The sequence below is a fragment of the Klenkia marina genome (assembly GCF_900101025.1).
GTDB lineage: Bacteria > Actinomycetota > Actinomycetes > Mycobacteriales > Geodermatophilaceae > Klenkia > Klenkia marina.
This window is the reverse complement of record NZ_FMUH01000003.1, coordinates 17,097-42,145: the sequence shown is the minus strand read 5'-3', so window position 1 is coordinate 42,145 and position 25,049 is coordinate 17,097. Positions and strand designations below refer to the sequence as shown.

Annotated in this window: 24 protein-coding genes and 1 tRNA gene; 15 read left to right on the top strand and 10 right to left on the bottom strand. The window is 75.0% G+C overall.

Going from position 1 to position 25,049, the window contains the following annotated elements; translation table 11 throughout:
* Nucleotides 1–110: 110 nt before the first annotated feature.
* The 6 genes from BLP29_RS09800 to BLP29_RS09775 all read left to right on the top strand — a co-directional run bounded on the left by BLP29_RS09800 (nucleotide 111) and on the right by BLP29_RS09775 (nucleotide 8,372).
* A complete protein-coding gene (locus tag BLP29_RS09800) occupies nucleotides 111–2,276 on the top strand; it encodes a prolyl oligopeptidase family serine peptidase (protein WP_243469838.1) in 2,166 nt (721 codons plus the stop codon).
* 60 nt (nucleotides 2,277–2,336) lie between these two features.
* The gene (locus tag BLP29_RS09795; protein ID WP_092803447.1) at nucleotides 2,337–3,341 is read left to right on the top strand and encodes a mechanosensitive ion channel family protein; all 1,005 of its coding nucleotides are present in this window, start codon (nucleotides 2,337–2,339) and stop codon (nucleotides 3,339–3,341) included.
* 62 nt (nucleotides 3,342–3,403) lie between these two features.
* Nucleotides 3,404–4,627 (top strand): MFS transporter, encoded by a 1,224-nt coding sequence (locus BLP29_RS09790; RefSeq protein ID WP_092804756.1) that lies wholly within the window; start codon nucleotides 3,404–3,406, stop codon nucleotides 4,625–4,627.
* Entirely contained in the window at nucleotides 4,624–5,040 is a 417-nt protein-coding gene (locus BLP29_RS09785; RefSeq protein ID WP_092803443.1) for a globin, read from the top strand. Before BLP29_RS09790 ends, BLP29_RS09785 begins: the two co-directional genes overlap by 4 nt.
* Before the next feature lie 54 nt (nucleotides 5,041–5,094).
* Complete coding sequence (locus BLP29_RS09780; RefSeq protein WP_207798416.1) at nucleotides 5,095–6,663, top strand: glycoside hydrolase family 13 protein; 1,569 nt, start codon at nucleotides 5,095–5,097, stop codon at nucleotides 6,661–6,663.
* Nucleotides 6,664–6,788: 125 nt separating this feature from the next.
* Entirely contained in the window at nucleotides 6,789–8,372 is a 1,584-nt protein-coding gene (locus BLP29_RS09775) for an ATP-binding cassette domain-containing protein (protein WP_092803440.1), read from the top strand.
* 31 nt (nucleotides 8,373–8,403) lie between these two features.
* On the opposite strand, the gene BLP29_RS09770 is transcribed toward BLP29_RS09775, so the two are convergent.
* The gene (locus BLP29_RS09770) at nucleotides 8,404–8,772 is read right to left on the bottom strand and encodes a hypothetical protein (RefSeq protein WP_092803437.1); all 369 of its coding nucleotides are present in this window, start codon (nucleotides 8,770–8,772) and stop codon (nucleotides 8,404–8,406) included.
* Nucleotides 8,773–9,127: 355 nt separating this feature from the next.
* On the opposite strand from BLP29_RS09770, the gene BLP29_RS09765 reads away from it, so the two are divergent.
* From BLP29_RS09765 to BLP29_RS09755, 3 genes are read left to right on the top strand one after another with little or no spacing between them, the layout of a single operon-like run.
* Nucleotides 9,128–9,694, top strand: a complete 567-nt coding sequence (locus BLP29_RS09765; RefSeq protein WP_092803434.1) for a biotin transporter BioY — start codon at nucleotides 9,128–9,130, stop codon at nucleotides 9,692–9,694.
* Nucleotides 9,691–10,422 carry an energy-coupling factor ABC transporter ATP-binding protein gene (locus BLP29_RS09760; protein ID WP_207798415.1) on the top strand — a complete coding sequence of 244 codons (732 nt, stop codon included), beginning with the start codon at nucleotides 9,691–9,693 and terminating at the stop codon, nucleotides 10,420–10,422. Before BLP29_RS09765 ends, BLP29_RS09760 begins: the two co-directional genes overlap by 4 nt.
* Nucleotides 10,422–11,036, top strand: a complete 615-nt coding sequence (locus BLP29_RS09755) for an energy-coupling factor transporter transmembrane component T (RefSeq protein ID WP_243469911.1) — start codon at nucleotides 10,422–10,424, stop codon at nucleotides 11,034–11,036. Before BLP29_RS09760 ends, BLP29_RS09755 begins: the two co-directional genes overlap by 1 nt.
* Nucleotides 11,037–11,049: 13 nt before the next feature.
* On the opposite strand, the gene BLP29_RS09750 is transcribed toward BLP29_RS09755, so the two are convergent.
* The 3 genes from BLP29_RS09750 to BLP29_RS09740 all read right to left on the bottom strand — a co-directional run bounded on the left by BLP29_RS09750 (nucleotide 11,050) and on the right by BLP29_RS09740 (nucleotide 13,770).
* Nucleotides 11,050–12,132, bottom strand: coding sequence for a thiolase family protein (locus BLP29_RS09750; protein WP_092804747.1), 1,083 nt, complete (start codon nucleotides 12,130–12,132; stop codon nucleotides 11,050–11,052).
* A gap of 172 nt (nucleotides 12,133–12,304) precedes the next feature.
* Entirely contained in the window at nucleotides 12,305–13,357 is a 1,053-nt protein-coding gene (locus BLP29_RS09745; RefSeq protein WP_165839346.1) for an AMP-binding protein, read from the bottom strand.
* Nucleotides 13,354–13,770 carry an acyl-CoA thioesterase gene (locus BLP29_RS09740; RefSeq protein WP_092803428.1) on the bottom strand — a complete coding sequence of 139 codons (417 nt, stop codon included), beginning with the start codon at nucleotides 13,768–13,770 and terminating at the stop codon, nucleotides 13,354–13,356. The genes BLP29_RS09745 and BLP29_RS09740 overlap by 4 nt, the downstream gene beginning before the upstream one ends.
* A gap of 43 nt (nucleotides 13,771–13,813) precedes the next feature.
* On the opposite strand from BLP29_RS09740, the gene BLP29_RS09735 reads away from it, so the two are divergent.
* A complete protein-coding gene (locus BLP29_RS09735) occupies nucleotides 13,814–14,242 on the top strand; it encodes a protein-tyrosine phosphatase family protein (protein WP_092803425.1) in 429 nt (142 codons plus the stop codon).
* Between the two features lie 57 nt (nucleotides 14,243–14,299).
* Here BLP29_RS09735 and ettA read toward each other — a convergent pair whose 3' ends face one another.
* Both ettA and BLP29_RS09725 read right to left on the bottom strand, forming a co-directional pair.
* The gene (gene ettA / locus BLP29_RS09730) at nucleotides 14,300–15,970 is read right to left on the bottom strand and encodes an energy-dependent translational throttle protein EttA (protein ID WP_092803422.1); all 1,671 of its coding nucleotides are present in this window, start codon (nucleotides 15,968–15,970) and stop codon (nucleotides 14,300–14,302) included.
* Between the two features lie 152 nt (nucleotides 15,971–16,122).
* Complete coding sequence (locus BLP29_RS09725) at nucleotides 16,123–16,587, bottom strand: single-stranded DNA-binding protein (RefSeq protein WP_165839345.1); 465 nt, start codon at nucleotides 16,585–16,587, stop codon at nucleotides 16,123–16,125.
* A gap of 176 nt (nucleotides 16,588–16,763) precedes the next feature.
* Between BLP29_RS09725 and BLP29_RS09720 the strand changes: the two genes are divergently transcribed.
* A tRNA-Arg gene (locus tag BLP29_RS09720) sits at nucleotides 16,764–16,836 on the top strand.
* A gap of 92 nt (nucleotides 16,837–16,928) precedes the next feature.
* Nucleotides 16,929–17,225 carry a Fe-S cluster assembly protein HesB gene (locus tag BLP29_RS09715; RefSeq protein WP_092803416.1) on the top strand — a complete coding sequence of 99 codons (297 nt, stop codon included), beginning with the start codon at nucleotides 16,929–16,931 and terminating at the stop codon, nucleotides 17,223–17,225.
* A 52-nt stretch (nucleotides 17,226–17,277) separates the two neighbouring features.
* On the opposite strand, the gene BLP29_RS09710 is transcribed toward BLP29_RS09715, so the two are convergent.
* Nucleotides 17,278–18,297, bottom strand: coding sequence for an LLM class flavin-dependent oxidoreductase (locus BLP29_RS09710; RefSeq protein WP_092803413.1), 1,020 nt, complete (start codon nucleotides 18,295–18,297; stop codon nucleotides 17,278–17,280).
* Between the two features lie 109 nt (nucleotides 18,298–18,406).
* On the bottom strand, nucleotides 18,407–19,483 hold the full coding sequence (locus tag BLP29_RS09705) for an alkene reductase (RefSeq protein ID WP_092803410.1): 1,077 nt from the start codon (nucleotides 19,481–19,483) through the stop codon (nucleotides 18,407–18,409).
* A gap of 192 nt (nucleotides 19,484–19,675) precedes the next feature.
* On the opposite strand from BLP29_RS09705, the gene BLP29_RS09700 reads away from it, so the two are divergent.
* A complete protein-coding gene (locus BLP29_RS09700; RefSeq protein WP_243469837.1) occupies nucleotides 19,676–21,421 on the top strand; it encodes a putative bifunctional diguanylate cyclase/phosphodiesterase in 1,746 nt (581 codons plus the stop codon).
* Nucleotides 21,422–21,423: 2 nt separating this feature from the next.
* Here BLP29_RS09700 and BLP29_RS09695 read toward each other — a convergent pair whose 3' ends face one another.
* A complete protein-coding gene (locus BLP29_RS09695; RefSeq protein ID WP_243469836.1) occupies nucleotides 21,424–22,179 on the bottom strand; it encodes an SGNH/GDSL hydrolase family protein in 756 nt (251 codons plus the stop codon).
* A gap of 79 nt (nucleotides 22,180–22,258) precedes the next feature.
* On the opposite strand from BLP29_RS09695, the gene BLP29_RS09690 reads away from it, so the two are divergent.
* Entirely contained in the window at nucleotides 22,259–23,044 is a 786-nt protein-coding gene (locus tag BLP29_RS09690) for a transglutaminase-like domain-containing protein (RefSeq protein ID WP_092803401.1), read from the top strand.
* On the opposite strand, the gene BLP29_RS09685 is transcribed toward BLP29_RS09690, so the two are convergent.
* A complete protein-coding gene (locus BLP29_RS09685; protein ID WP_243469835.1) occupies nucleotides 23,041–24,459 on the bottom strand; it encodes a dihydrolipoyl dehydrogenase family protein in 1,419 nt (472 codons plus the stop codon). The genes BLP29_RS09690 and BLP29_RS09685 overlap by 4 nt on opposite strands.
* A 34-nt stretch (nucleotides 24,460–24,493) precedes the next feature.
* On the opposite strand from BLP29_RS09685, the gene BLP29_RS09680 reads away from it, so the two are divergent.
* Nucleotides 24,494–24,997 (top strand): flavin reductase family protein, encoded by a 504-nt coding sequence (locus BLP29_RS09680; RefSeq protein WP_092804741.1) that lies wholly within the window; start codon nucleotides 24,494–24,496, stop codon nucleotides 24,995–24,997.
* Nucleotides 24,998–25,049: the final 52 nt, after the last annotated feature.

Genomic DNA, 25,049 nt, shown 5'->3' with positions numbered 1-25,049 from the left:
CCGTAGCGCCCCGGACCGCCGGGGTGCTGCGACCCACGGGCACCCCCATACTGCCCCCGATCGGCGGGCTGTGGGCAAACGCTTTCCTTCCTCCCCGTTACGGTCCGGTGGTGAGCACCGCCCCCAGCAGCGCCCCCGATCCCGCCGGCCACACGGCCCTGCGCCCCGATCCCGCCGGCGACACGGCCCTGCGCCCCGATCCCGCCCTCGCCCCGCGCCTCGACCTCGTCGAGGACCTGCACGGCCACCGCGTCGCGGACCCCTACCGCTGGCTGGAGGACGTCGCCGACCCGCGCACGCAGGCGTGGGTGGCGACGCAGGACGCCCACGCGACCCAGGTGCTGTCCGGGCTCCCGGCCCGGGAGGCGTTCGCGGCGCGGCTGCGCGGGCTGGTCCGCTCGGGCGCGGTGGGCATCCCGGTGTGGCGGGCCGGCCGGGCGTTCTCCACCCGGCGCGACCCCGGCCAGGAGCACGCGGTGCTGCGGGTGCGCGAGGCGGTGGGCACCCAGCGCGTGCTGGTCGACCCGATGGCCCTGGACGCGGCCGGCACCACGACCCTCGACGCGTGGTCCCCGTCCTGGGAGGGCACCCGGCTGGCCTACCAGGTGTCCGTCGGCGGTGACGAGGAGTCGCTGCTGCACGTGCTCGACGTCGCCACCGGTGAGCTGCTCGACGGCCCGGTCGACCGTTGCCGCTACTCCCCCGTCGCCTGGCTGCCCGGTGGCGAGGAGCTGTTCTACGTGCGCCGGTTGGCCCCGGACCAGGTGCCGGCCGGCGAGGAGCAGTTCCACCGCCGGGTCTACCGCCACCGGGTGGGCGCCGACCCGTCGTCCGACGTCCTGGTGCACGGCGAGGGGCTGGACCCCACCAACTACTACGGCGTCCGGACGTCGTCGGACGGTCGCTGGCTGGTCGTGTCGGCCTCGGCCGGCACCGCCCCCCGGGACGACGTGTGGCTGGCCGACCTGCACGGCGACGGCGTGCTGCGCCCGCTGCAGACCGGCGTCGACGCGCAGACCTCGGCGTGGGTGGCCCGCGACGGCCGCCTGTGGCTGTTCACCGACCGGGACGCCCCGCGCGGGCGCCTGGCCGTCGCCGACCCGACCGACCCGACGACCTGGGAGCCGGCCGCCTGGACCGAGGTGGTGCCCGAAGCCGGGGCCGCGGTGCTCTCCGACGTCGCGCTGGTCGACGGTGCCGACGGGACCCTGCAGGTGCTCGCCGTGCACGCCGTGGACGCCACCGACCGGCTGTCGCTGTGGGCCGCCGACGGCACGGGCCGGCGCACCGACGTCGCCGTCCCACCGGGGTCGATCGCCGGGGTCAGCGCCCCGCCCGAGGGCGGCACGACCGCCTGGGTCGGGTTCACCGACCACGCGACCCCGCCCTCGGTGCTGCGCTGGGACGCCACCGACCCCGCCGTCCTGGTCGACGCCGAGCGGGCCCCGGTGGCCGGCGACGTCCCCGACGTCGTGGTCACCGAGACGCACGCGACCTCCGCCGACGGCACCCCCGTGCACCTGTTCGTCGTCGCGCAGGCCGGTGCGCCCGACCGGCCGCGGCCGGCCGTGCTCTACGGCTACGGCGGGTTCAACGTCTCCCTGACGCCCGCCTACAGCGCGCAGACGCTGGCCTGGGTGGCCGCGGGCGGCGTGTGGGCCGTGGCGAACCTGCGCGGTGGTTCCGAGCACGGCGAGGAGTGGCACCGCGCCGGCATGCGCGAGCGCAAGCAGAACGTGTTCGACGACTTCGCCGCAGCCGGTGAGCACCTCGTGGCCCAGGGCTGGACGACGCACGACCAGCTCGGGGTGTTCGGGGGATCCAACGGCGGCCTGCTGGTGGGGACGACGACCACCCAGCGCCCCGACCTCGCCGCCGCGGTGGTCTGCAGCGCGCCGCTGCTGGACATGGTCCGGTACGAGCTGTTCGGCCTGGGCCGCACGTGGAACGACGAGTACGGCACGGCCGCCGACCCCGAGGAGCTGGGCTGGCTGCTGGGCTACTCGCCCTACCACCACGTGGTCGAGGGCACGGCCTACCCGGCGGTGCTGTTCACGACCTTCGAGTCCGACACCCGGGTCGACCCGCTGCACGCCCGCAAGCTGGCCGCGGCCCTGCAGCACGCGACGTCCTCGGGCGCCCCGGTGGTGCTGCGGCGGGAGGTGGCGGTGGGCCACGGCGCCCGGGCGGTGAGCCGTACGGTGGAGCTGGCCGCCGACCAGCTGGCCTTCCTGGCCGCCGCCACCGGGTTGTCCGTCGAGACACCCGCCGGCTGAGCGGCGCCCGTCGGCGGCCCTGCCCCCCGCTCTCGAGCCACCTGGGAGACTCCCACCGTGATGAGCACTGCACTGTCCGTCACCGCCGCGGCGTCCGACGCCGTGGTGCCCGACTGCGTGACCGACGACCCGTCGTCCCTGTGCGCACAGGTCTACCGCTGGTTCGGCCTGGACTGGCTGGCCGCCAACGCCCAGGCGCTGATCGCGACCCCGCTGCGGATCCTGCTGATCGTGGTCATCGCCGTCCTTGCCCGGGCGGTGATCAACCGGGGCATCCGCCGGTTGACCGAGCGCACGGCCACCGGCCAGGTGCCCACCATCCTCAAGCCGCGCCGGGCCAAGGGCGTGGACCACCAGCAGGTGGTCGAGCAGGTGGCCGCCCGGCGCACCCAGCGGGCCGAGGCCATCGGGTCGGTGCTGCGCAGCTTCGCCTCGATCGTCGTCTTCTTCATCGCCGTGGTGATGGTGCTCGGCGAGCTGGGCATCAACCTGGCCCCGATCGTCGCCTCGGCCGGGGTGGTCGGCGTGGCGCTGGGCTTCGGCGCGCAGAACCTGATCAAGGACTTCATCGCCGGGATCGGCATCATCCTCGAGGACCAGTACGGGGTCGGCGACGTCGTCGACCTGGGCGAGGCCAGCGGCACCGTGGAGGCCGTCGGGCTGCGCATCACACGGCTGCGCGACGTCAACGGCGTGGTCTGGTACGCCCGCAACGGCGAGGTGCTGCGCGTGGGCAACAAGAGCCAGGGCTACGCCCAGGTGGTCATCGACATGCCGGTCACCCACGACACCGATCTCGAGCGCTGCCGCGAGGTCATGCAGGAGGTCGGGGACGCCGTCTACGCCGAGCAGGAGTGGGCCGAGGTCATCCTGGGCGAGCCCGAGTCGCTGGGCGTGGAGTCGATCACCCCGCAGGCCATCGTCATGCGCCTGCAGGTGCGCACCACCAACGCCGACCAGTGGCGGGTGGGCCGCGAGCTGCGGCTGCGCCTGCAGGAGCGATTCGCCGCCGAGGGCATCCGGATCCCGGTGACCCTGGCCCCCACCACGGCGGGTCCGACCTGAGCCACCGCGCGCCGGAGGAGGTCCGCGCCGACCGCCCGGCGACCTACCGCTCGGTGTTCGCGGTGGCGGGCTTCCGGCCGCTGTTCGGCTCCTACGTGCTGACCTCGGTCGGCGACATGCTGGCCAAGCTCGCCCTCACCGTGCTCGTCTACGAGCGCACCGGGTCGCCGCTGCTGAGCGCGCTCACCTTCGCCGTCAGCTACCTGCCCTGGGTGGTCGGCGGCCCGCTGCTGGCCACGCTGGCCGACCGCTTCCCCCGCCAACGCGTGATGGTCGTCGGCGACCTGGCCCGGGCGGCGCTGGTCGCCACGATGGCGGTGCCCGGCATGCCGCTGCCCGCGCTGCTGGTGCTGCTCCTGCTGGTGTCGGTCGCCGGGCCGCCGTACGAGGCCGCCCGCTCGGCGTTGACCGCCGACGTGCTCGACGGCGACCGCTACGCCGTGGCCACCTCCCTGGCCGGGATCGTCCAGCAGCTGGCCCAGGTGGTCGGCTTCCTGCTGGGCGGGGTGCTGGTCACCGCGCTCTCGCCGTCGCTGGGGCTGCTGCTGAACGCGACCACCTTCGCCCTCGCGGGGCTGTGGCTGGTGCTCGGGCTCGACCCCGAACCGGTGCCCGACCGGGACGACGAGGGAGCCGGCTCGGCGTGGGCCGACGTCCTCGCCGGGGTGCGGCTGGTGCTGACCCGCCCCCGCCTGCTGGCCATCGTGGGCCTGCTGTGGGTGGGGATGCTGGTGGTCAACGCGCACGAGGGCATCGCGCCCGCGCTGTCCGACCAGCTCGCCGGTGACCAGACCCTGGTCGGGGTGGTGCTGGCCGCTCAGCCGGCCGGGGCGGTGCTGGGCGGTGTGGTGGTCGGGCGGTTCTGCCCGCCGCGGCTGCGCGAACGCCTCGTCGGTCCGCTCGTGGTGCTGTCGGTCGGCGCACTGGCCCTGGCCGGGCTGGCCGTGCGGCTGCTGCCCGAGCCGGCCGCCGCGCCCGTGTTCGTGGTGCTGCTGGCCGTCTGCGGGGTCGGCAGCGCCTGGATGATCCCGCTCAACGTGGCCTTCGTGCAGGCGGTGCCGCCCGCGGTGCGCGGCCGGGCCTTCGGCGTGGCGATCGCCGGGCTGTCCGCCGTCCAGGGCCTGGGGGCCCTCGCCGCCGGTGCGGGTGCCGTGCTGCTGACGCCGACCGACGTCGTCGCGCTCACCGGACTGGTCGGGCTGCCGCTGGTCGTCGTCCCGCTCATGGCACTGCTGCGCACCCGACCGCCCGCCGTCCCGGCGCTTGCGGGACCATCGGGGACATGAGCGAGTCGAGCCGCCCCCTGCCCTCGGCACGCACGTTCTACGCCGAGGTCGGGGGCGCCCCCACCTTCCACGCCCTGGTCGCGCACTTCTACGCCGGGGTGCGCACCGACCCCGTGCTGGCCCCGCTGTACCCGCAGGACGACTGGGACGGCGCCGAGGAGCGGCTGCGCGGGTTCCTCGAGCAGTACTGGGGCGGGCCCACCACGTACTCGGAGAACCGCGGCCACCCCCGCCTGCGCATGCGGCACGCGCCCTTCGCCATCGGCGCGGCCGAGCGCGACGCCTGGCTGCACCACATGCGCGCCGCCGTCGACTCGCTGGGCCTGACCCCCGAGCAGGACGCCACCCTCTGGGGCTACCTGACCATGGCCGCCCACAGCATGCAGAACCGGCCCGACGGCCCCACCCCCTGACCCCTCGCTGACAGCGTCGTCGGCGTGCCCCTCCCCGATCCCCTGGAGCACCCCGTGACCAGCACCCCGACCGCGCCCGCGCCCACCGACTGGTGGCGGGACGCGGTGTTCTACCAGGTCTACATCCGCTCGTTCGCCGACGGCGGCGACGACGGCGTGGGCGACCTGGCCGGCCTGCGGGCACGGCTGCCGGAGCTGGCCGAGCTCGGCGTCGACGCGCTCTGGATCAACCCGTTCTTCCCCTCCCCGATGGCCGACCACGGCTACGACGTCGCCGACCCCCGCGACGTCGAGCCGGTCTTCGGCGACCTCGCCGCGTTCGACGCCGTGCTGGCCGAGGCGCACGCGCTGGGGATCAAGGTGACGATCGACCTGGTGCCCAACCACACGTCCGACCAGCGCGACTGGTTCGTCGCCGCCCTGGCCGCCGGCCCCGGGTCGCCCGAGCGGGCCCGCTACGTCTTCCGCGACGGGAAGGGGCCCGACGGCGCCGAGCCGCCGAACAACTGGCCCTCGATCTTCGGCGGGCCGGCGTGGACCCGGGTGCCCGACGGCCAGTGGTACCTGCACCTGTTCGCCCCCGAGCAGCCCGACCTGGACTTCACCCACCCCGAGGTGCTGGCCGACCTCGAGGAGACCCTGCGCTTCTGGCTGGACCGCGGTGTCGACGGGTTCCGCATCGACGTCGCGCACGGCATGGCGAAGGCACCCGGGCTCCCCGACGTCGACTTCGACGAGGAGACGGGCCTGTTCGACGACCACGGCCCCGACGACCCGAGGCTGGACCAGGACGGCGTGCACGACATCCACCGCCTGGTGCGGCGGGTCATGGACGCCTACCCCGCGACCATGACCGTCGGCGAGGTCTGGGTCTCCAGCGAGGAGCGGCTGGCCCGCTACCTGCGCCCCGACGAGCTGCACTCGGCCTTCAACTTCCGGCTGCTCACCGCCGACTGGGAGCTCGAGTCGCTGCGGGCCGCCGTCGTCGACTCCCTCGACGCCGTGGCCGCCACCCCCGCGCCCGCCTGCTGGGTGCTGTCCAACCACGACCGCCCGCGGCACGTCACGCGCTACGGCGACGGCGAGCTGGGCACCCGTCGCGCCCGGGCCGCGGCCCTGCTGCAGCTCGCCCTGCCGGGCATGGCCTTCGTCTACAACGGCGATGAACTGGGGATGCCCGACGTCGACCTGCCCGACGAGGCCCTCACCGACCCGGTCTGGACGCGGTCGGGCGGCACCGAGCGCGGGCGCGACGCGTGCCGGATCCCGGTGCCGTGGAGCGGCACCGAGCCGCCGTACGGGTTCACCACCGGCGACTCGACCTGGCTGCCCATGCCCACCGGCTGGGCGGGGCTGACCGCACAGGCCCAGGCCGCGGACCCCGACTCGATGCTGTCGCTGTACCGGACGGCACTGCGGCTGCGCCGCGGTGCCTCGGGTGACCTGACCTGGCTGCCCGCCCCCGAGGGCTGCCTGGCGTTCGGCCGCGGCAGCGGGCTCTCGGTGCTGCTCAACCTGTCCGGGGCACCGGTGCCGCTGCCCGGGGGCCGGGTGCTGCTGGCCAGCGCCGGGGTGGCCGACGGGCACCTCCCCCACGACGCCGCGGTCTGGGTGCAGGCCTGACCTGCGGGGGCGGCTCTGACCGGGTCGCCCCCGCCCGCCGCGGGTAGCATCCGGACGAACACTCAACGTCACGGGGGACGACGTCGGAGCCGGCTCGCCGGGTCCTGCCAGGAGGCTGTGCACCGATGGACCTGCTGCAGGTGGACGGTCTCGCCAAGGCCTACGGCTCCCGGCGCGTGCTGCAGGACGTCAGCTTCTCGGTGGCCGCCGGCGAGGTCGTCGGGCTCGTCGGCGCCAACGGGGCCGGCAAGTCGACGCTGGGCGACGTGGTGGCCGGTCGGTACGCCCCCGACGCCGGCCGCATGACCGTGCTCGGGCACCCCTACGCGCCGCTCTCGGCCGCCGACGCCCGGCACCTGGGCGTGGGCGCGGTCGAGCAGCTCGTGCGGCTGGACCCCGAGCTCACCGTCGCCCGCGCCGTCTGCCGCGACACCGAGCTGGCCGGCGCGCCGGACTCCCGGGTGCGGGCCCGGGCCCGGGCGGTGCTCGCCGACGTCGGGCTGGACCTGGACCCCGACCAGCTGGTGGCCGACGTCCCCCGGTTCGTGCACGGCCTCGTCGAGGCCGCGAGGGTGCTGGCCGAGGACACCCGCCTGGTCGTCATGGACGAGGTCTCGGCGGCGCTGACCCCCAGCGAGGTGGAGGGCCTGCACGCCATCGCCCGCCGGCTGCGGTCGCAGGGCCGCGGGGTGCTCTACATCAGCCACCGGCTGCCCGAGATGCTCGCGGTGGTCGACCGGGTCCTGGTGCTGCGCGAGGGCCGCATCGCCCTCGACGCCCCGGCGGCCTCGCTGGAACCCGCCGGCCTGGCCGTGGCCACCCTCGACGGCGCGGTGCCGGCCGCCCGCCCGCAGTCCCTCCCCTGGGGCACCAGCAGCGCGGCGCCGGTCGTCATCCCGCAGGCGCGCCCCGCGCCCGAGGACTCCCCCGCCGTCGTCGTCCCGGCAACCACGACCCGGCCCGAACCGTCCTCGGACGTCGCCCTGGAGGTCCGCAACCTGCGCGTGCCGGGCAGCAGCGCCGGGATCGACCTGCGGTTGCGCCGCGGCGAGGTGCTCGGGCTGACCGGACGACGCCGCTCGGGGCTGCAGGAGATCGCCGGCGCGCTCACCGGCGAGCTGCCGGCCCAGTGCGACGGCGTCGCCGTGCGGGGCCAGGAGCGGCCGGTCCCCGCGCAGCCGGGCTCGGCGCCGCTGCGGCTGGCCGCCTACCGGCCCGACGACGACGCCTACGGCATGGACCCCGGCGAGACCATCGCCCGCACCCTCACCAGCCAGGAGTGGGGCCGCCCGGAGGACCTGCGCAGCGAGATCGCCACCCTGCGCGGGGTCATCGACACGGTGCACCGCATGAACGTGCGCACCACCAGCATCCGCACGGTGTTCGGCGCGCTGTCCGGCGGCGACCAGCACAAGCTCGCCCTGGCCCGCTGGATGGCCGCGACCGAGGGCGACGTGGTGGTGGTGCACGAGCCCACCCGCGGCCTGGACCTGCGCTCGCGGCGCGAGGTGCGCCGGCTGCTGGACGACGTCACCGCGCACGGCCGCTCGGTCGTGGTGGTCTCGGTCGACCCCGACGAGCTGACCGACGTGTGCGACCGCATCGGGGTGGTGGCCGACGGCCGGGTCGAGGAGTGGCTGGACACCCACGAGATGACGCTGCCCGACGTCCGGGCGCGCATCCTCGGCGCCGTCGCCACCCCCGCCTGAGCGCCCCGGGCGCCCAGGCGGGGGTGGGCCGTCAGACGCTGACGGTGCCGGCGACGCTGCGCAGCTTGTGCCGGGCCAGGGCCAGGTTGGCGGTGGAGCGGTTGAGCACCAGGTAGATGAACAGGCCGGCGTTGCCGGCGCCCTGGAGCACGTTGATCAGGTGGTACTGGCCCTTCAGCGTGATGAGGATGTCCTCGATCTGGTCGTCGAGCTCGAGGTCGGCGATGGTGCGCAGCTTGGCGCGCACCACGTTGGAGTTGCCGGCCGCGGCCACGTTGAGGTCGAAGCCGGGGCTCCCGCCGGCGGCGAGGGCCATGCCGCTGTCGGCGTCGACGATCGCGGCGCCGTTGGCGCCCTCGATCTCGAGGAGGGAGGCGATGACGGTGTCGAGCTGTGCCATGGGTGGGGCTCCTGTCGTCTCGGGGTGAGGACGTCGCGGGACGGCGACGTCCGGGGGTCGCGCAGCGGGTCGCTCTGCGGGCGGGGCGACCGCGGGCTCAGGAGCGGGCGGGTGGGCCCGGGCCGGGCGTTCGCCGACGGTCGGTGCCGACACCACGCGCTGCCACCACGAGGACCACCATGCGGACGCCATTCCCTCTTCGCCGTTCGTCGCGGACCCCGTGGACCCCAGACAACCTCACGCTGCGCACCCGTGCAATCGGGCTCGGTAACCCCCAGGTCAGCCCGGTGGATCGCGCACCACCGACCACCGGCTACCTTCCGCGGTCGACACCCCCGCGCTGACCGGAGGACCCATGAAGACCCGCGACCTCGCCTACGTGGCGCTGTTCGCCGCCCTGACCGCGGTGCTGGGGCTGCTGCCCGCCATCCCGGTCTCGGCGCTGCCCGTGCCGATCACGGCGCAGACGCTGGGCGTCATGCTGGCCGGCGCCGTGCTCGGCGCCAAGCGCGGCTTCCTCGCCCTGCTGCTGTTCCTGGTGCTGGTCGCGGTGGGTCTGCCGGTGCTGGCCGGGGGCCGCGGCGGCCTGTCGGTCTTCGTCGGCCCCAGTGCCGGGTTCCTGTACTCCTGGCCGCTCGGCGCCCTGGTCACCGGTCTGCTGGTCGAGCTCCTCTGGCGGCGGCTGAACCTGGTGACCGCGCTGGTCGCCACGGTGGTCGGCGGCATCGGCGTGGTCTACGCGGTCGGCATCCCGTTTATCAGCCTGTACTCCGACGCCCCGCTGTCCGCCGCGGCCACCGGGTCGCTGGTGTTCGTGCCCGGGGACCTGGTCAAGGCGGTCATCGCGGCGGTGCTGGCCGTCGCGGTGCGCAGGGCCTACCCGGTCATCGAACGGCCCCGGCAGGAGGCCACCCGACCGTGAGGCGCCGGCGCGCGTCGGCGCCGGCCCCCGAGCCCGACCCGACGCAGGGCATCGAGCTGCGCGGCGTCGGCCACGTCTACGGCGAGCGCACCGTGCTGCGCGACGTCGACCTGCAGCTGACCGAGCACCGCGTCGGCGTGGTCGGGGCCAACGGCTCGGGCAAGTCGACCTTCGCGCGGCTGCTGAACGGCCTCGTCGTGCCCACCTCGGGGCGGGTGCTGGTCGACGGCCTGGACACCGCCACGCACGCCCGCGAGGTGCGCCGCCGGGTCGGCTTCGTCTTCCAGGACCCCGACGCGCAGATCGTCCACCCCACGGTCGCCGAGGACGTCGGCTACGGGCTGGAGAACCAGGGCGTGCCGGCCGACGAGCGTGCCGAGCGCGTGGCCGAGGTGCTGGCCCGCTACGGGCTGGCCGAGCACGCCGACCACCCGGCCCACCTGCTCTCGGGCGGGCAGAAGCAGTTGCTGGCCGTCGCCGGGGTGCTGGTGATGCGCCCGGCGCGCATCGTGCTCGACGAACCCACCACGCTGCTCGACCTGGTCAACACCCGGCGCATCGCCGAGCTGGTCGCCGGGCTCGACCAGTCGGTCGTGGTGGTCACCCACCACCTGGACCTGCTGGCCGGCTTCGACCGCGTGCTCGTGGTGGACGGCGGCCGGGTGGTGGCCGACGACCGCCCGGCGCCCGCCGTGGCCGCCTACCGGGCACTGATGGCCGACCGGTGATGCTCGCGCTGTACGTCCCGCGGGCCAGCCTCCTGCACCGGACGCCGGCGGGGGTGAAGCTGCTGGTCCTCGTCGTCCTGGGCGCCGTGGTGTTCACCGTCCCGACCTTGCCGGTGGCCGCCGGGGCGCTGGCCGGGGTCGTGCTCCTGGGGCTGCTGGCCGGGCGGTTGCCGGCGGCGGTGCTGGTGCGGCAGGCGCGGGCCGTGGCGGTGTGGGTGGTGGCCATCGTGGCCTTCCACGCCGTGGCCACCGACGTGCTGACCGGGGTCACGACCGGCGTCCGGCTGCTGGCGCTCGTGCTCGCCGCCGCAGTGGTCACCGCGACCACCCGGGTGACGGCACTGGTGGCCGTGGTGGAGAAGGTCTGCGCGCCGCTGCGGCTGGTCGGGGTGCGGCCGGCCCGCATCGGTCTGGCGGTGGCCATGGCGCTGCGGTTCATCCCGCTGGTGGCCGAGCGGGCCGACCGCATCCGCGAGGCGCAGGCCGCGCGGGGCGGCCGGGTGCGCGGTCCGCGGGCGCTGGTGCTGCTCGTGGTCCCGCTGCTGGTCTCGGTGCTGCAGCTGGCGCACACGGTCGGCGAGGCGCTGGACGCCCGCGGCGCCGACACGGCCTGAGCCACCCCGCGCCTCAGCGCACGGCCTCCACCACGACGGCCACGCCCTGGCCGCCGCCCGCGGCGATCGCCGCCAGCCCGTAGCGGCCACGGCCGGCGCGCACGAGCTGGCTGAACAGGCGGACGACGAGCACCGCACCCGACGCACCCCACGGGTGGCCCAGCGCCAGCGCCCCGCCCTCCGGGCACACCCGCTCGGGGTCCAGCTCCAGCGCCCGGCAGCAGGCCAGCACCTGCCCGGCGAAGGCCTCGTTCAGCTCGACGACGTCGAGGTCGGCCAGCCCCAGACCGGCGCGCTGCAGGGCGAGCCGGGCGGCCGGCACCAGCGAGAGCCCGGGCAGGGCGGGGTCGGAGCCGGTGGTGGCCGTGGCGAGCACCCGCAGCCCGGGGACGCCGAGGGTGGCGTGGGTGGCCGCGTCGACGACGGCCACGACTGCCGCGCCGTCGTTGACGCCGCACGCGTTCCCGGCCGTGCCGGTGCCGCCCCATGCCGGGCGCAGCCGGGCCAGCCGCTGTTCGGTGAGGCCGGGCCGGGGCCGCTCGTCGCGTGCCACCCCGGCGACCGGGACGACCTCGGCGTCGAACCGGCCGGCCTGCTGGGCAGCGGCGGCCCGGGCGTGCGAGCGGGCGGCGTAGGCGTCCTGCTGGGCCCGCGTGACGCCGAACCGGGCCGCCAGGGCGTCGGCGGCGGGGCCCATGTCGGGGTCCCCCAGCGCAGCCGGGGCGAACGGGGCGCGACCGGGCCGGGTCGACGTGGACGCCGACTCCACCCCACCGGCCAGCACGAGACCGGGCTCGGTGCGCACTGCCCGGGCGGCCAGCGCCACGGCCGCGAGCCCGCTGGCGCACTGCCGGTCGACCGTCAGGGCCGGTACCTCCACCGGCAGGCCGGCGGTCAGCGCAGCGACCCGCGCGAGGTCGCCGCCGGGCCCGGTGCAGTTGCCCAGCAGCACCTCGGCCGGGACCACGGGGACGGCGGCCGCCACCGCGGCGAGCACGGGTGCGGCCAGCTCGGCGGCGGGGACGGCGGCGAGCGCGTGCCCCGCCGTCCCGATGGCCGAGCGCAGCGCCGCGACGACGACCGGCGCGTCGCTCACGGCCGCCACTCCGTCCCGCCCACGGGCACCGGGTGACGGCTCGTGCCCACCGCAGCCCGGGACCGGGCCATGGGCGTCCGGTGACGGCTGGCGCCCGCTCCGGCGTCGGACCGGGCCCTCTGCGTCGTGCGACGGCCCCCGACCACTCCAGCGCCGACCTGGGCCGTGAGCGTCACCGAACGGCTCCGGTCAGGCGGGTGAGGCGGCCCTCGGCGGCACTGGTCGCCACGGCGGAGCGGTCGACCTTGCCCGTGGCGGTGACCGGCCAGCGGTCGAGGTGGAACCACCGCCGCGGGCGCTGGGCGGTCGAGAGCTCGGGCAGTCCGGTGGCGCGGGCAGCGGCGAGGGCTGCCGCGTCGGTGCCGACCGCGGCGACGAGCTGACCCAGCCGCGGGTGCGGCAGGCCGACCACCACGGAGTCGCCGGCACCCGCGGCCCGCAGCACCGCCTCGACGTCGGCCACGAGCACCGTGGCGCCGCCGGTCAGCACGGCGAGGTCCCCCCGGCCGACGACGGCCAGGTGCCCCTCATCGGTCAGCACACCCCGGTCGCCCACCGTGGCCCACCCCCCGCGGTCGACGGCGAACGGTGCGCCGGCTCCCCCGGGGACGGCGGCCCCGTCGTCGGGGTGGCCGGGGTCCTCGACGTAGCCCTCGGACAAGTACGGCGACCGCGCCCACACGACGCCGTCGCGCACCTGCAGCCGGACGTCGGGGAACGGGCGCAGGTCGTCGTCCGCACTGCCCCAGGCGAGGAAGGAGAGCTCGGCGGCGCCGTAGTAGTGCTCGACCCGCGCCCCGGCGGCGACCGCCCGGTCGGCGAGCGCGCGGGGCAGCCGGTCGCCGGCGACGACCAGCCGCAGGCCGCGCACCGGGGTGCCGTCGGCGAGGACGGCGGCCAGCGCGGCCGGGGTGAGGCAGCCGTGGGTGGCCGCGGCGGGGTCGGCGACGAGATGGGCACCGACGACGTGGGCGTGCACCGCCGCGAACAGGTTCATGGAGGAGTGCAGCGGGCCGGGCAGCCAGAGCCGCGCGCCGGCGTCGACGCCGCTGAGCTCGGTGACCGCCGGGAAGGAGTCCCACCACGACGCGGTGCTGCGCACGACCGCCCGGGGCCGCGAGGTGGTGCCCGACGTCCGGACGGCGATGCGGCGGCCGTCCCGGTGCGCGGCGAGCACGGCCGCCACCGGGTCGCCGGCGGCCAGCACGTCGACGGGTGGGGTCACCCCTGCGCCGGTTCGTCCAGCCACTGCTGCAGCCAGGTCTTCTCCTCCGGGGTGATGCGTCGGGGGCGCTGCAGCGCGAAGTCGAAGGGCACGAGCACGGTGCTGCCGGTGACCGCCAGCACGCCGTGGTCGAAGAGCTCGTAGTGGCAGGTGAGCGCAGCGGCGCGGACGGTGGACACCCAGATCTGCACGGTGAGCGGCTCGGCGTCGTAGACCACCGGCCGCCGGTACTGGATCTCGTGGGAGTGCACGACCAGCCCGCGGCGCATGCCGGTCTCCGCGTCGTGGGTGGGCTGGTCGAAGAACAGCGCGACGCGGGCGGACTCGAAGTAGCCGAGGAACGCCACGTTGTTGATGTGCTGGTAGGCGTCCATGTCCGCCCAGCGCATGGGCACCTGCACCGAGAACCTCACGGGAGCACACCTTGCCGTACCGGGTCGGCCCTACGGTGGTCCGGTGACCTGGAGCACGGGCGACCTCGGGATCGTGACGCTGCCCTCGGGCCGGCTGGTGCGCGGTCGGGGACGCCGTGCGCCGCTGCCGCCCGGGCCGCTCCCCCAGCTCGGGGTGTACCTGCTGGGCCGCCGCCCCGAGCCCGTCGGGTGGGCGGAGCACTGGGTGCGCTGGTCGGACTTCCGGCTGCCGGGCGACCCGGCGCAGCTGCGCCGGGAGCTGGGCGAGGTGCTGGAGCGGTGCGCCGACGAGCGGGTCGAGCTCGCCTGCTGGGGCGGCACCGGCCGCACGGGGACGGCACTGGCCTGCCTGGCGGTGCTGGACGGCGTGCCGTCCGACAAGGCCGTCGCGTGGGTGCGTGCCCGCTACCGCCCGCGCGCCGTCGAGACCTGGTCGCAGCAGCGCTTCGTGCGGCGGTTCCCCGCGGGGTGACACCTGGCTGTGGTCCTCGGGGCTCGGGAACCTCAGCCAGGTGTCACCCGGCGCGGTTCAGTCGCGGGTGAGCTTGCGGTAGGTCGCCCGGTGCGGGCGGGCCGCGTCGGCGCCCAGCCGCTCGATCTTGTTCTTCTCGTAGTCCTCGAAGTTGCCCTCGAACCAGAACCACTTCGAGTCGCCCTCGTAGGCCAGGATGTGCGTGGCCACCCGGTCGAGGAACCAGCGGTCGTGGCTGACCACCACGGCGCAGCCGGGGAACTCCAGCAGCGCGCTCTCGAGGCTGGTGAGCGTCTCGGTGTCGAGGTCGTTGGTGGGCTCGTCGAGCAGCAGCAGGTTGCCGCCCTGCTTCAGGGTCAGCGCCAGGTTCAGCCGGTTGCGCTCACCGCCGGAGAGCACCCCGGCCTTCTTCTGCTGGTCGGGGCCCTTGAACCCGAACGCCGACACGTAGGCGCGCGAGGGCATCTCGACGTTGCCGACCTTGATGTGGTCCAGGCCGTCGGAGACGACCTCCCACAGGCTCTTGTTCGGGTCGATGCCGCTGCGGTTCTGCTCGACGTAGGCGATCTTCACGGTCTCGCCGACCTTGATGTCGCCGGCGTCGGGGGTCTCCTGGTCGACCAGCATCTTGAACAGCGTGGTCTTGCCGACGCCGTTGGGGCCGACGATGCCGACGATGCCGTTGCGCGGCAGCGAGAAGCTCAGGCCGTCGATGAGGATGCGGTCGCCGAAGCCCTTGACCAGCTTGTCGGTCTCGATGACCACGCTGCCCAGCCGCGGGCCCGGCGGGATCTGGATCTCCTCGAAGTCGAGCTTGCGGAACTTGTCGGCCTCCGCGGCCATCTCCTCGTAGCGGGCCAGCCGGGCCTTGCTCTTGGCCTGGCGGGCCTTGGCGCCCGAGCGCACCCACTCCAGCTCGTCCTTCAGGCGCTTGGCGCGCTTGGCGTCCTTGGCCCCCTCGACCTTGAGCCGGTTGGCCTTGGTCTCCAGGTAGGTGGAGTAGTTGCCCTCGTAGGGGTAGGCCCGGCCGCGGTCGAGCTCCAGGATCCACTGCGCCACGTTGTCCAGGAAGTACCGGTCGTGGGTCACGGCGACGACGGTGCCGGCGTACTTCTCCAGGTGCGCCTCGAGCCAGGCCACCGACTCGGCGTCCAGGTGGTTGGTGGGCTCGTCGAGCAGCAGCAGGTCCGGCGCCTCGAGCAGCAGCTTGCACAGCGCCACGCGGCGGCGCTCACCACCGGAGAGCACCTTCACGTCGGCGTCGCCGGGCGGGCAGCGCAGCGCGTCCATGGCCTGCTCGATGCGGTTGTCGAGCTCCCAGCCGTCACCGTTCTCGATGACCTCCATGAGCTCGCCCTGCTCGGTCAGCAGCGCGTCGAAGTCGGCGTCGGGCTCGCCCATCGCCGCGCTGACCTCCTCGAAGCGGGTCAGCGCCGCGCGGAGGTCCTTCACGGCCTCCTCGACGTTGCCGCGCACGTCGAGGTCCTCGTTGAGCGGCGGCTCCTGCTGGAGCATGCCGACGGTGGCGTCGGGGGCCAGCACGGTGTCGCCGTTGGAGGCGTGCTCGAGCCCGGCCATGATCTTGAGGACCGTGGACTTGCCGGCGCCGTTGGGGCCGACGACGCCGATCTTGGCGCCGGGCAGGAACGCCAGCGTGACGTCGTCGAGGATGACCTTGTCGCCGTGCGCCTTGCGGGCACGCACCATGGAGTAGATGTACTGGGCCACGGGAGCCTTCCGTCGTGATGGGTTCGTGCTGGTCGGAGTCGGCGCGGGCGACCCGGCGGGGTCGACGCGGCACGCCGTCGTCCAGTCTCCCAGCCCCCGGCAACCCCGTCGGTGCCGGGACCGGGGACGACGCCCCCGGCCCCGGCGGTCGATCAGAACGGGGCGCCCGCGGACGCCAGCTGCTCCTCGGTCGCGTCGGCGGGGACGTCGGCGGGGTCCGCGGACTCCGCGGGCGCTCCCTCGGCGCCGGCCACGACGGCCCGGGGCGTGCGCTTGAAGACCGCCGAGCCCCGGCTGAGGTCGTGGCCGACCTGCGCGGCCCGGATGACCGGCCTGCTGCGCTTGGCGCCGTCGACCTCGTACTCCGAGGTGGCGATGCGGCCGACGACGACCACGGGGTCGCCCTTGACCACGCAGCCGGAGACGTGGGCGCCCAGGGTGTTCCAGCAGTCGACGTCGACGTAGAACGTGTCGCCGTCGACCCACTGCCCCGACCCGCTGTCGAACCAGCGGTCGGTGGACGCCATGCGGAACTTGGTCACCTCGCCGCTGCCGGCGCGGCGACGGACGGGCGAGTCGACGACGTTGCCGACGACGGTGATCTGGTTGCTGCTCACGATGCTCCTCCAGGGGATGGGCCGGCGGTCGTCGCCGGACACCGGTCACCGTCGTCGCCCGCAGGCCCCGGTGGCGGCGTCGGCCGCGATCTGTGGACGGGCACCCCGGATGTGGACGACGGCCAGCACGGCACGCCCGCAGCGTGTAGGGCGGATGGGATGATCGGCGCCGCCGGGCGCCCGTAGCTCAGCGGATAGAGCAGGGGCCTTCTAATCCCTTGGTCGCAGGTTCGATTCCTGCCGGGCGCGCTCACCCCTCCCCCGCCGGCCCCCCGCGCGGGCGGCGTCTGGCATGGTCGACGGCTTCCCGCACGACCACCGGACGACGAGAGGACTTCTCCGTGCTCACCCTGACCGAGAACGCCGCCACCGCCATCCGCACCCTGGTCGAGGGCGCCCAGGCGCCTGCCGACGCCGGTCTGCGCATCAGCGACGACCCCACCGGCCCCGCGCTGGAGCTGGCCATCACCGGCGGCCCCGAGGCCACCGACCAGGTCGTCGAGGCGACCGGCACCGAGGGCCACGGCGCCCGGGTGTTCCTCGACGACCAGGCCGCCGCCGTGCTCGCCGACAAGACCCTCGACGCCGCCGCCGACGACGAGGGCCGCCTGCAGTTCGGCATCCGCGAGCAGTCCTGAACGCACGACGGCCCCGCACCCCCGGTGGGGTGCGGGGCCGTCGGCGTCGGGCTCAGTTCTTCGGGGTCCAGCCGATCGCCGGGGCGACCTCGCGGACGACGGTCTCCAGCAGCCGGGTGTTGTAGGCGACGCCCAGCATGTTCGGCACCGTCAGCAGCAGGGTGTCGGCCTCGCGCACGGCGGCGTCCTTGGCCAGCTCCTCGGCCAGCTGGTCCGGCGGGCCGGCATAGGTCTTGCCGAACCGCGACCGCATGCCGTCGAGGATGCCGACCTGGTCCTCCCCCGACCGGTCGCCGAAGTACATGCGGTCCTCGTCGGTGGTCACCGGCATGACGCTGCGGCTGACCGACACCCGCGGCTCGCGCCCGTGGCCGGCGTCGGCGAACGCGGCGCGGTAGCGCTCGATCTGCTCGGCCTGCAGCTCGTCGAACGGGATGCCGGTGTCCTCGGTGAGCAGGGTCGAGCTCATGAGGTTCATGCCCTGCCGGCCGGTCCACTCGGCGGTGCCGCGGGTGCCCGAACCCCACCAGATGCGGTCGGCCAGGCCCGGCGACTGCGGCTGGATGCCGAGGGCGCCCCGGACCCCGCCGGTCATCCGCGGGTCCGCCTCGGCCACCCCGGCGCCGGCGATCGCGGCCCGGAACAGCTCGGTGTGCGCCCGGGCCAGGTCGCCGCCGTCGTCGTCGAACTCGTACCCGAAGGCGGTCGCGCCGCGCAGCGCGGTCTCCGGTGATCCCCGGCTGATCCCGAGCTGCAGCCGGGCATCGGCGAGCAGGTCGGTGATCGCGGCCTCCTCGGCCATGTACAGCGGGTTCTCGTACCGCATGTCGATGACCCCGGTGCCGATCTCGATCCGCGAGGTGCGGGCGGCGACGGCGGCGAGCAGCGGGAAGGGGGCGGCCAGCTGGGGCGCGAAGTGGTGCACCCGGAAGTACGCGCCGTCCAGGCCCAGCTCCTCGGCGGCAACGGCCAGCTCGACGCTCTGCACCAGCGCGTCACGACCCGTGCGCACCTGCGAGCCCCGGCCGGGGTTCCAGTTCCCGAAGCTCAGGAAACCGATCTTCTTGTCCATGGTGTGACCTCCTCGATCGACCAATTGAACACTCAACCATCTGCACGTGTTCCCGTACAGCACCGGGGCCCGACCGCACCGTGTGCGATCGGGCCCCGGGGGCGGCAGGTCAGACCTGGGCGAGCGTCGGGTAGTCGGTGTAGCCCTTCGCTCCGTCGCCGTAGAAGGTCGAGGGGTCCGGCGCGTTCTCCGGGTGGCCACCGACCCATCGCTCGACGAGGTCGGGGTTGGCGATGACCGCACGGCCCACGGCCACGACGTCGGCCAGCTCGTCGGCGACGTAGCTGATCGCCTCGTCGCGCTCGGTGGGCTCCGCGAACCCTGTGTTGATCATGAACTTGCCGCCGAAGCGGCGGCGGAGGTCCTGCACCAGCTCGCCGGCGGGCTCCTTGTGCAGCACCGACAGGTAGGCCAGGCCCAGCGGGGCGATGGCGTCGACGAGCGAGGCGTAGGTGGCGGCGACGTCGTCGGCATCGGGCTCGACCACGCCCTGCACACCGTGCTGCGGCGAGATGCGCAGGCCCACCCGGCCGGCGCCGATCTCCGCGGCGACCTCGGTGACGACCTCGGCCACGAACCGGGCGCGGGACTCGGGGCTGCCGCCGTAGACGTCGGTGCGGGTGTTGGAGTCCGCGCCGAGGAACTCGTGCAGCAGGTAGCCGTTGGCCCCGTGCACCTCGACGCCGTCGAGGCCGGCGTCGACCGCGCGGCGGGCGGCGGCCACGAACTCGGCCTTGACCGCGACGGCCTCCTCGGTGGTCAGCGCGTGCGGCACCGGGTAGGGCAGCTTGCCCTGCGGCGTGCGCACCTCGCCGGGGACGGCGATCGCCGACGGCGCCACGATGCGGTCGGTGCCGGTGATCGCGGGGTGGGAGACCCGGCCGCCGTTCATCACCTGCATGACGATCCGGCCGCCGCGGGCGTGCACGGCCTCGGCGACGCGCGCCCAACCGGACGCCTGCTCGTCGGTGACGATGCCGGGCTGGCCGGGGTAGGAGCGGGACTCGTGGCTGGGGTAGGTGCCCTCGGTGACGATCAGGCCGAGTCCGGCACGCTGCGCGTAGTGCTCGACGACGAGGTCCCCGGGGACACCGGAGTCACCGGAGCGGGTACGGGTCAGCGGGGCCATGACGACACGGTTGGCGAGCTCGAGGTCACCGAGCTGCACGGGCGAGAACAGATCCATGCAGGGCGCAGCGGTCGGGGGCCGCGGTCGATTCCGCCGGCGCAGTGCGACTCCGACCACACCCGTCCCACGAACCTCGATGGGCGCACCTGACAACAGGATCCCCACGATGTGACGGAACCTGCCGACGCGGGCGCGACGCACCCACCGGAATTGCGCGATGCGGCGCCTCTCATGGGCGACAGTGTGCGAGTGAGCGTCTCCGTCCCGCCGACCCCGCCGGGCGTCCCCGGTGAACCCAGCGGGCCCCGGGCGGTGGACACGCTGCTGGCCGACCGCGGCCAGCTGTTCCGTGCGCTGTTCCTGTCGGCCCCGATCGGCAAGGCCGTCGTGGGCACCGACGGTCGCCTGCTGGTCGTCAACCCGGCCCTGTGCACACTCACCGGCCGCACCGCCGAGGAGCTGATCGGCCGGCACGTCGACCTGCTCGCCCACCCCGACGACACCCCCGTCGAGGACCAGCTCGGCACCGCGGTCCCCGGCGCCACCCCGCTGGACCCGCACCTGGAGGTGCTGGGCGAGCGCCGGCTGCAGCGCGCCGACGGCACCACGCTGTGGGTGCAGCAGGCCCGTGAGCTGGTGCACCGCACCAACGGCGACCCGCACTTCGTCGTCCTCAGCCTGGTCGACGTGACCGACCGCCGGCGCGCCGAGGAGGACCTCGTGCGCCGGGCGCTGACCGACCCGCTGACCGGGCTGCCCAACCGCCGCTCGCTCACCGACCGGCTGCAGCACGCGCTCAACGTCTCGCGCCGCCGCGACAGCCCCGTCGGCCTGGTCTACCTGGACCTCGACCGGTTCAAGGCGGTCAACGACTCACTCGGCCACGAGGCCGGCGACCAGTTGCTGTGCCAGGTCGCCGACCGGCTGCGCTGGTCGACCCGGGTCGAGGACACCGCCGTGCGGCTGGGCGCCGACGAGTTCCTCGTGCTGGCCGAGGAGGTCGTCGACATCGACGGCCTGCGCACGCTGGCCGACCGCCTCATGCGGGTGCTCGACGACCCGTTCCACGTCAACGACCGCGAGATCGTGCTCTCGGCCAGCATGGGCCTGACCCTGGGCCTGGACGCCGCCCCCGACGCGCTGCTCAAGCAGGCCCACGGCGCCCTCATCCGCGCCAAGGCAGGCGGCGGACGCGGCCGCATCGAGGTGCACGACGAGGCGCTCAGCGACGGGGACGTCGACCAGCTGCAGCTGGAGAGCGACCTGCGGCACGCGGTGGACGCCGGTGAGCTGCGGCTGTTCTACCAACCGATCGTGGCGCTGTCGGACGAGACGCTGCTGGGCTACGAGGCGCTCATCCGCTGGCAGCACCCCACCCGCGGGCTGCTACCACCCGGCGCCTTCCTGGAGGCGGCCGAGAACAACCGGCTGACCTCCAAGCTGGGTGCGTGGGTGCTGCGCCAGGCCTGCTCCGACGCGGCCGGCTGGGACCCGGGGCTGCGCGTGCACGTGAACATCTCCGCGCGCCACCTGGCCGAGCCCGGCTTCTCCGAGCTGGTCGCGGCCGCGCTCGAGGAGTCGGGGCTGGAGTCCGGCCGCCTGGAGCTGGAGATCACCGAGTCGACCGCGCTGTTCGCCGCCGAGGCCACGCTGCGCTCGGTCTCGGAGGTCACGGCCACCGGCGTCACCCTGGCGCTGGACGACTTCGGCACCGGCTACTCGGCCATCACCGCGCTGCACCGCCTGCCCATCCACACGGTGAAGATCGACCGCAGCTTCGTGGCCGACGTCGTCACCGAGCCCTCCACCGCCGCCCTCGTGCAGGGGCTGCTGCAGCTGGGCCAGGGCATGGGCCTGGAGGTCATCGCCGAGGGCATCGAGGACGCCGAGCAGGCCACCTGGCTGCGCGAGCACGGCTGCACGATGGCCCAGGGCTACGCCTTCGGCCGGCCCGCCCCGCTCCCGGCCGAGCCCGCGGTGGCGGCCCCCGCCTGACGTCAGGCCGGGGTCGGCACCGGACGCTTCGCCGTCCGGCCGTCCCCGGAGGAGCGGCCGCGCACCCGGCGGCCGACCCACGGCACCACGAACGAGCGCACCCAGGCCAGCTCGCCGGCGAGCCGCTCGCGACGGGGCAGCTCGGGCGCGGGGTCCAGCGGGGTCGACCAGCCCGGCTCGACGTCCAGCCCGAGGACGGCGGCCGCGGCGAGCGCGGTGCGCCGGTGCCCCTCGGGTGCCAGGTGCAGGCGGTCGACGTCCCACATGCGGGCGTCCTGCACCCACGCGGCGCCCCACTGGTCGAGCACGTAGGCGCCGTGCCGGGCCGCGATCGACCACAGGTGGGCGTTGTAGGTGGCCGACCGGCCACGGGTGCGGCCGATGATCGGCGTCGCCCGCGGGTCCACCCCGGTGGCCAGCAGGACGTCGGCCCCGGCCGCCCGCAGCCGCAGCACCGCGTCCTCCATCACCGCGGCCAGCGCGTCGGGGTCAGCACCGGGGCGCAGCAGGTCGTTGCCGCCGGCCACGATGCTCACCAGGTCCGGCGCCAGCGCGAGGGCGGCCGGCACCTGCTCGTCGACGACCTGGCCCAGCAGCCGCCCCCGGACCGCGAGGTTGGCGTACTCGACCTCGCCCTGCGCGGCGGACAGGTGGGTGGCCAGCCGGTCGGCCCAGCCGACGAGCGAGCCGTCGGGGGCAGGGTCACCCACGCCCTCGGTGAAGGAGTCGCCGATCGCCACGTACCGCTGCCATGCCACCGGGACATCTTCCCCGCCCTGCTCCGACACGCAGGACGCGGTGCACGTCACGGCCACCGCTGCCGGATCATGTCCGCCCATGCGCACCGACGTCGCCTGCACCCTGACCGTCTCCACCCCGGTCTCGACCCGGGCCCTGCTGCAGGTGGCCGTCGCCGCGCCCACCACGGAGGAGCTGACCGTCGTCTCCGCCGGCACCCCGCGCACCGCGGTCGAGACCCAGGTGCACGGCGCCCGGGTGCACGAACTGCAGCTCGCGGCCGGCGAGACCACCATCGCCTACTCGGCGTCCGTGGAGTCCGGCGGTGACCCGCGCGCGGTGACCGCGGCCGACCGCGCCGAGTACGTGCGCCCCTCCCGCTACTGCCCGTCGGACCAGGTCGAGGGCTACGCCGCGCGGGAGTTCGACCAAGACGTCGAGCGGGGCGCGCTGGTGCAGCAGGTCGCCCAGTGGGTCACCGACCGGCTGGTCTACGTCGCCGGCGCCAGCCGACCGGTCGACACCGCCATCGACACGCTGCTGGCCGGCTCGGGGGTGTGCCGCGACTACACCCACCTGACCGTGATGCTGCTGCGCGCCCTGGAGGTGCCGGCCCGCCTGGTGGCCGTCTACGCCCCCGGCCTCTCGCCGATGGACTTCCACGCCGTGGTCGAGGCCGACGTCGACGGCGTCTGGCGGACCGTCGACCCCACCCGGTTGGCGCCGACGTCGTCGCTGGTGCGCATCTGCCACGGCCGCGACGCCGCCGACACCGCGTTCCTGTCGCTGTTCGGCGGCCGGGCGACCCTGGGCCGCATGTCGGTCACCGCCACCGTGGACGGCGACCTCCCCGCCCCCTCCCCCGTGCCCTTCCCCCTGCCCTAGCCCCGAAGGGTCTCCAGGAGGCGGAGCCAGACCTCGTTCATCGTCGGGTAGGCCGGGACGGCGTGCCAGAGCCGGCTGATCGGCACCTCGCCGACCACGGCGATCGTGGCCGCCTGCAGCATCTCCGAGACCCCGGGCCCGACGAAGGTGACGCCGAGCAGCACGTGCCGCTCGGTGTCGACCACGGCCACGGCCTTGCCGCTGTAGTCGTCGGCGAACAGCGCGGACCCGGCCACGTTCCCCAGCTCGTACCGGACGACGGTGTGCGGCAGACCCTTCTCCTCGGCCTGCGCGGCGGTGATGCCCACCGAGGCGACCTGCGGGATCGAGAAGGTCACCTGCGGCACGGCCGCGGCGTCGGCGGTGGCCACGAACGGCGACCAGTCGGCCATCGACACCTGCTCGCCGGTGGCCCGCGCGACGATCGCCGCGCCGCCCTGCCGGGCCTGGTACTTGCCCATGTGGGTGAGCAGCGCGCGGCCGTTGACGTCGCCGATGCCGTAGAGCCAGTCGACCCCGCGCACCCGCAGCGAGTCGTCGACGTCGAGGTACTCCCCCGCGGTCAGCCCAACGGTCTCGACGCCGATGCCCTCGGTGCGCGCCCTCCGTCCGGCGGCGACGAGGAACCGGTCGGCGCGCACCTCGCCGGCGCTGGTGGTCACCACGACGTCGTCGCCGTCCCGGCGCACCGCCGAGACCGAGGTGCCCAGCCGGACGTCGACCCCGCGCCCACGCAGCGACTCGGCCACCGCCTCGCCGGCCTCGGGCTCCTGGCCGGCCAGCAACCGGTCACCGCGCTGCAGCAGGGTGACCTGCGAGCCCAGCGCCGACCACGCGGTGGCCATCTCGACGCCGACCACGCCGCCGCCGAGGATGACCAGCCGGCCGGGGGCCTCCTGCGCGCTGGTCGCCTCCCGGGCGGTCCAGACGTCGACGTCCTCGATGCCGTCCAGCGGCGGGACGGCGGCCGCGGACCCGGTGCACAGGACGACGGCATGGTTGGCCGTCAGCACGGTCTCGGTGCCGTCGGCCGCCCGGACGACGACGCGCTTCTCGCCGTCGAGCCGACCCTCGCCGCGCACCAGCGTGATGCCGGCCCCGTCGACCCACTGCGCCTGGCCGGAGTCGTCCCAGTTGCTGGTGAAGGAGTTGCGCCGCTCGAGGGTGGCCCGCACGTCCTGGTCGCCGGTGACCGCGGCGGCGGCGCCGGAGACAGCGCGGGCCTCCTCCAGCACCTCGGTGCCGCGCAGCAGCGCCTTGCTGGGCATGCACGCCCAGTACGAGCACTCGCCACCGACGAGCTCGCTCTCCACCAGCGCAGCGGACAGGCCACCCCGCACCACGGTGTCGGCCACGTTCTCGCCGGTCGAGCCGGCCCCGATCACGACGACGTCGAACGTCTGCTCAGCACTCACGGCACCCAGTCTCGGGCTGTGGTCGACTGACCGCATGCCGGTCGAGCTCGCCTCCGCCCTGCGCCAGTACGCCGCGGGGGTCGCGCTGCTGGCTGTGCAGGACGACATCGACGACGTCGGGACGACGGTCACCTCGCTCATGAGCGTCTCGGTCGACCCGCCGCTGGTGGGCCTCGCGCTGACCACCGGCGGCTACCCGCTGGAGGTGCTGGAGACCGTCGGCTCGGGTGCGCTCACGTTGCTCGCCGCCGAGCACGAGATCCTGGCCAGCCGGTTCGCGTCGGCGGGCCGGCCCAGCGCCCGGCACCTGCTGGAGGGCGTGCCGTGGCAGCGGGGTGAGCACAGCGGCGGCATCGTGCTCAGCGGCGGGGTGGCCGGGCTGGACTGCCGGGTGCACAGCACGGTCGAGGCCGGCGACCACACCGTCGTGCTGCTGGAGGTGCTCGCCGTCCCGGTGCTGGACGAGCGCGCCGAGCCCCTGCTGCGCCTGCGCGGCCGCTGGACCGACGGCTCCGGCCGCACCTTCCGCCGCTCCTGACCCCGCCGCGGGTGGCCCCGCACCGGAGTGCGCCGGGTGGCCCCGGGCCGCA

Coding starts and splice junctions, on each gene's coding strand:
- BLP29_RS09795 (WP_092803447.1), top strand. CDS start 2,337: ATGAGCACTGCACTGTCCGTCACCGCCGCGGCGTCCGACGCCGTGGTG.
- BLP29_RS09785 (WP_092803443.1), top strand. CDS start 4,624: ATGAGCGAGTCGAGCCGCCCCCTGCCCTCGGCACGCACGTTCTACGCC.
- BLP29_RS09775 (WP_092803440.1), top strand. CDS start 6,789: ATGGACCTGCTGCAGGTGGACGGTCTCGCCAAGGCCTACGGCTCCCGG.
- BLP29_RS09770 (WP_092803437.1), bottom strand. CDS start 8,772: ATGGCACAGCTCGACACCGTCATCGCCTCCCTCCTCGAGATCGAGGGC.
- BLP29_RS09765 (WP_092803434.1), top strand. CDS start 9,128: ATGAAGACCCGCGACCTCGCCTACGTGGCGCTGTTCGCCGCCCTGACC.
- BLP29_RS09755 (WP_243469911.1), top strand. CDS start 10,422: ATGCTCGCGCTGTACGTCCCGCGGGCCAGCCTCCTGCACCGGACGCCG.
- BLP29_RS09710 (WP_092803413.1), bottom strand. CDS start 18,297: ATGGACAAGAAGATCGGTTTCCTGAGCTTCGGGAACTGGAACCCCGGC.
- BLP29_RS09705 (WP_092803410.1), bottom strand. CDS start 19,483: ATGGATCTGTTCTCGCCCGTGCAGCTCGGTGACCTCGAGCTCGCCAAC.
- BLP29_RS09690 (WP_092803401.1), top strand. CDS start 22,259: ATGCGCACCGACGTCGCCTGCACCCTGACCGTCTCCACCCCGGTCTCG.
- BLP29_RS09680 (WP_092804741.1), top strand. CDS start 24,494: ATGCCGGTCGAGCTCGCCTCCGCCCTGCGCCAGTACGCCGCGGGGGTC.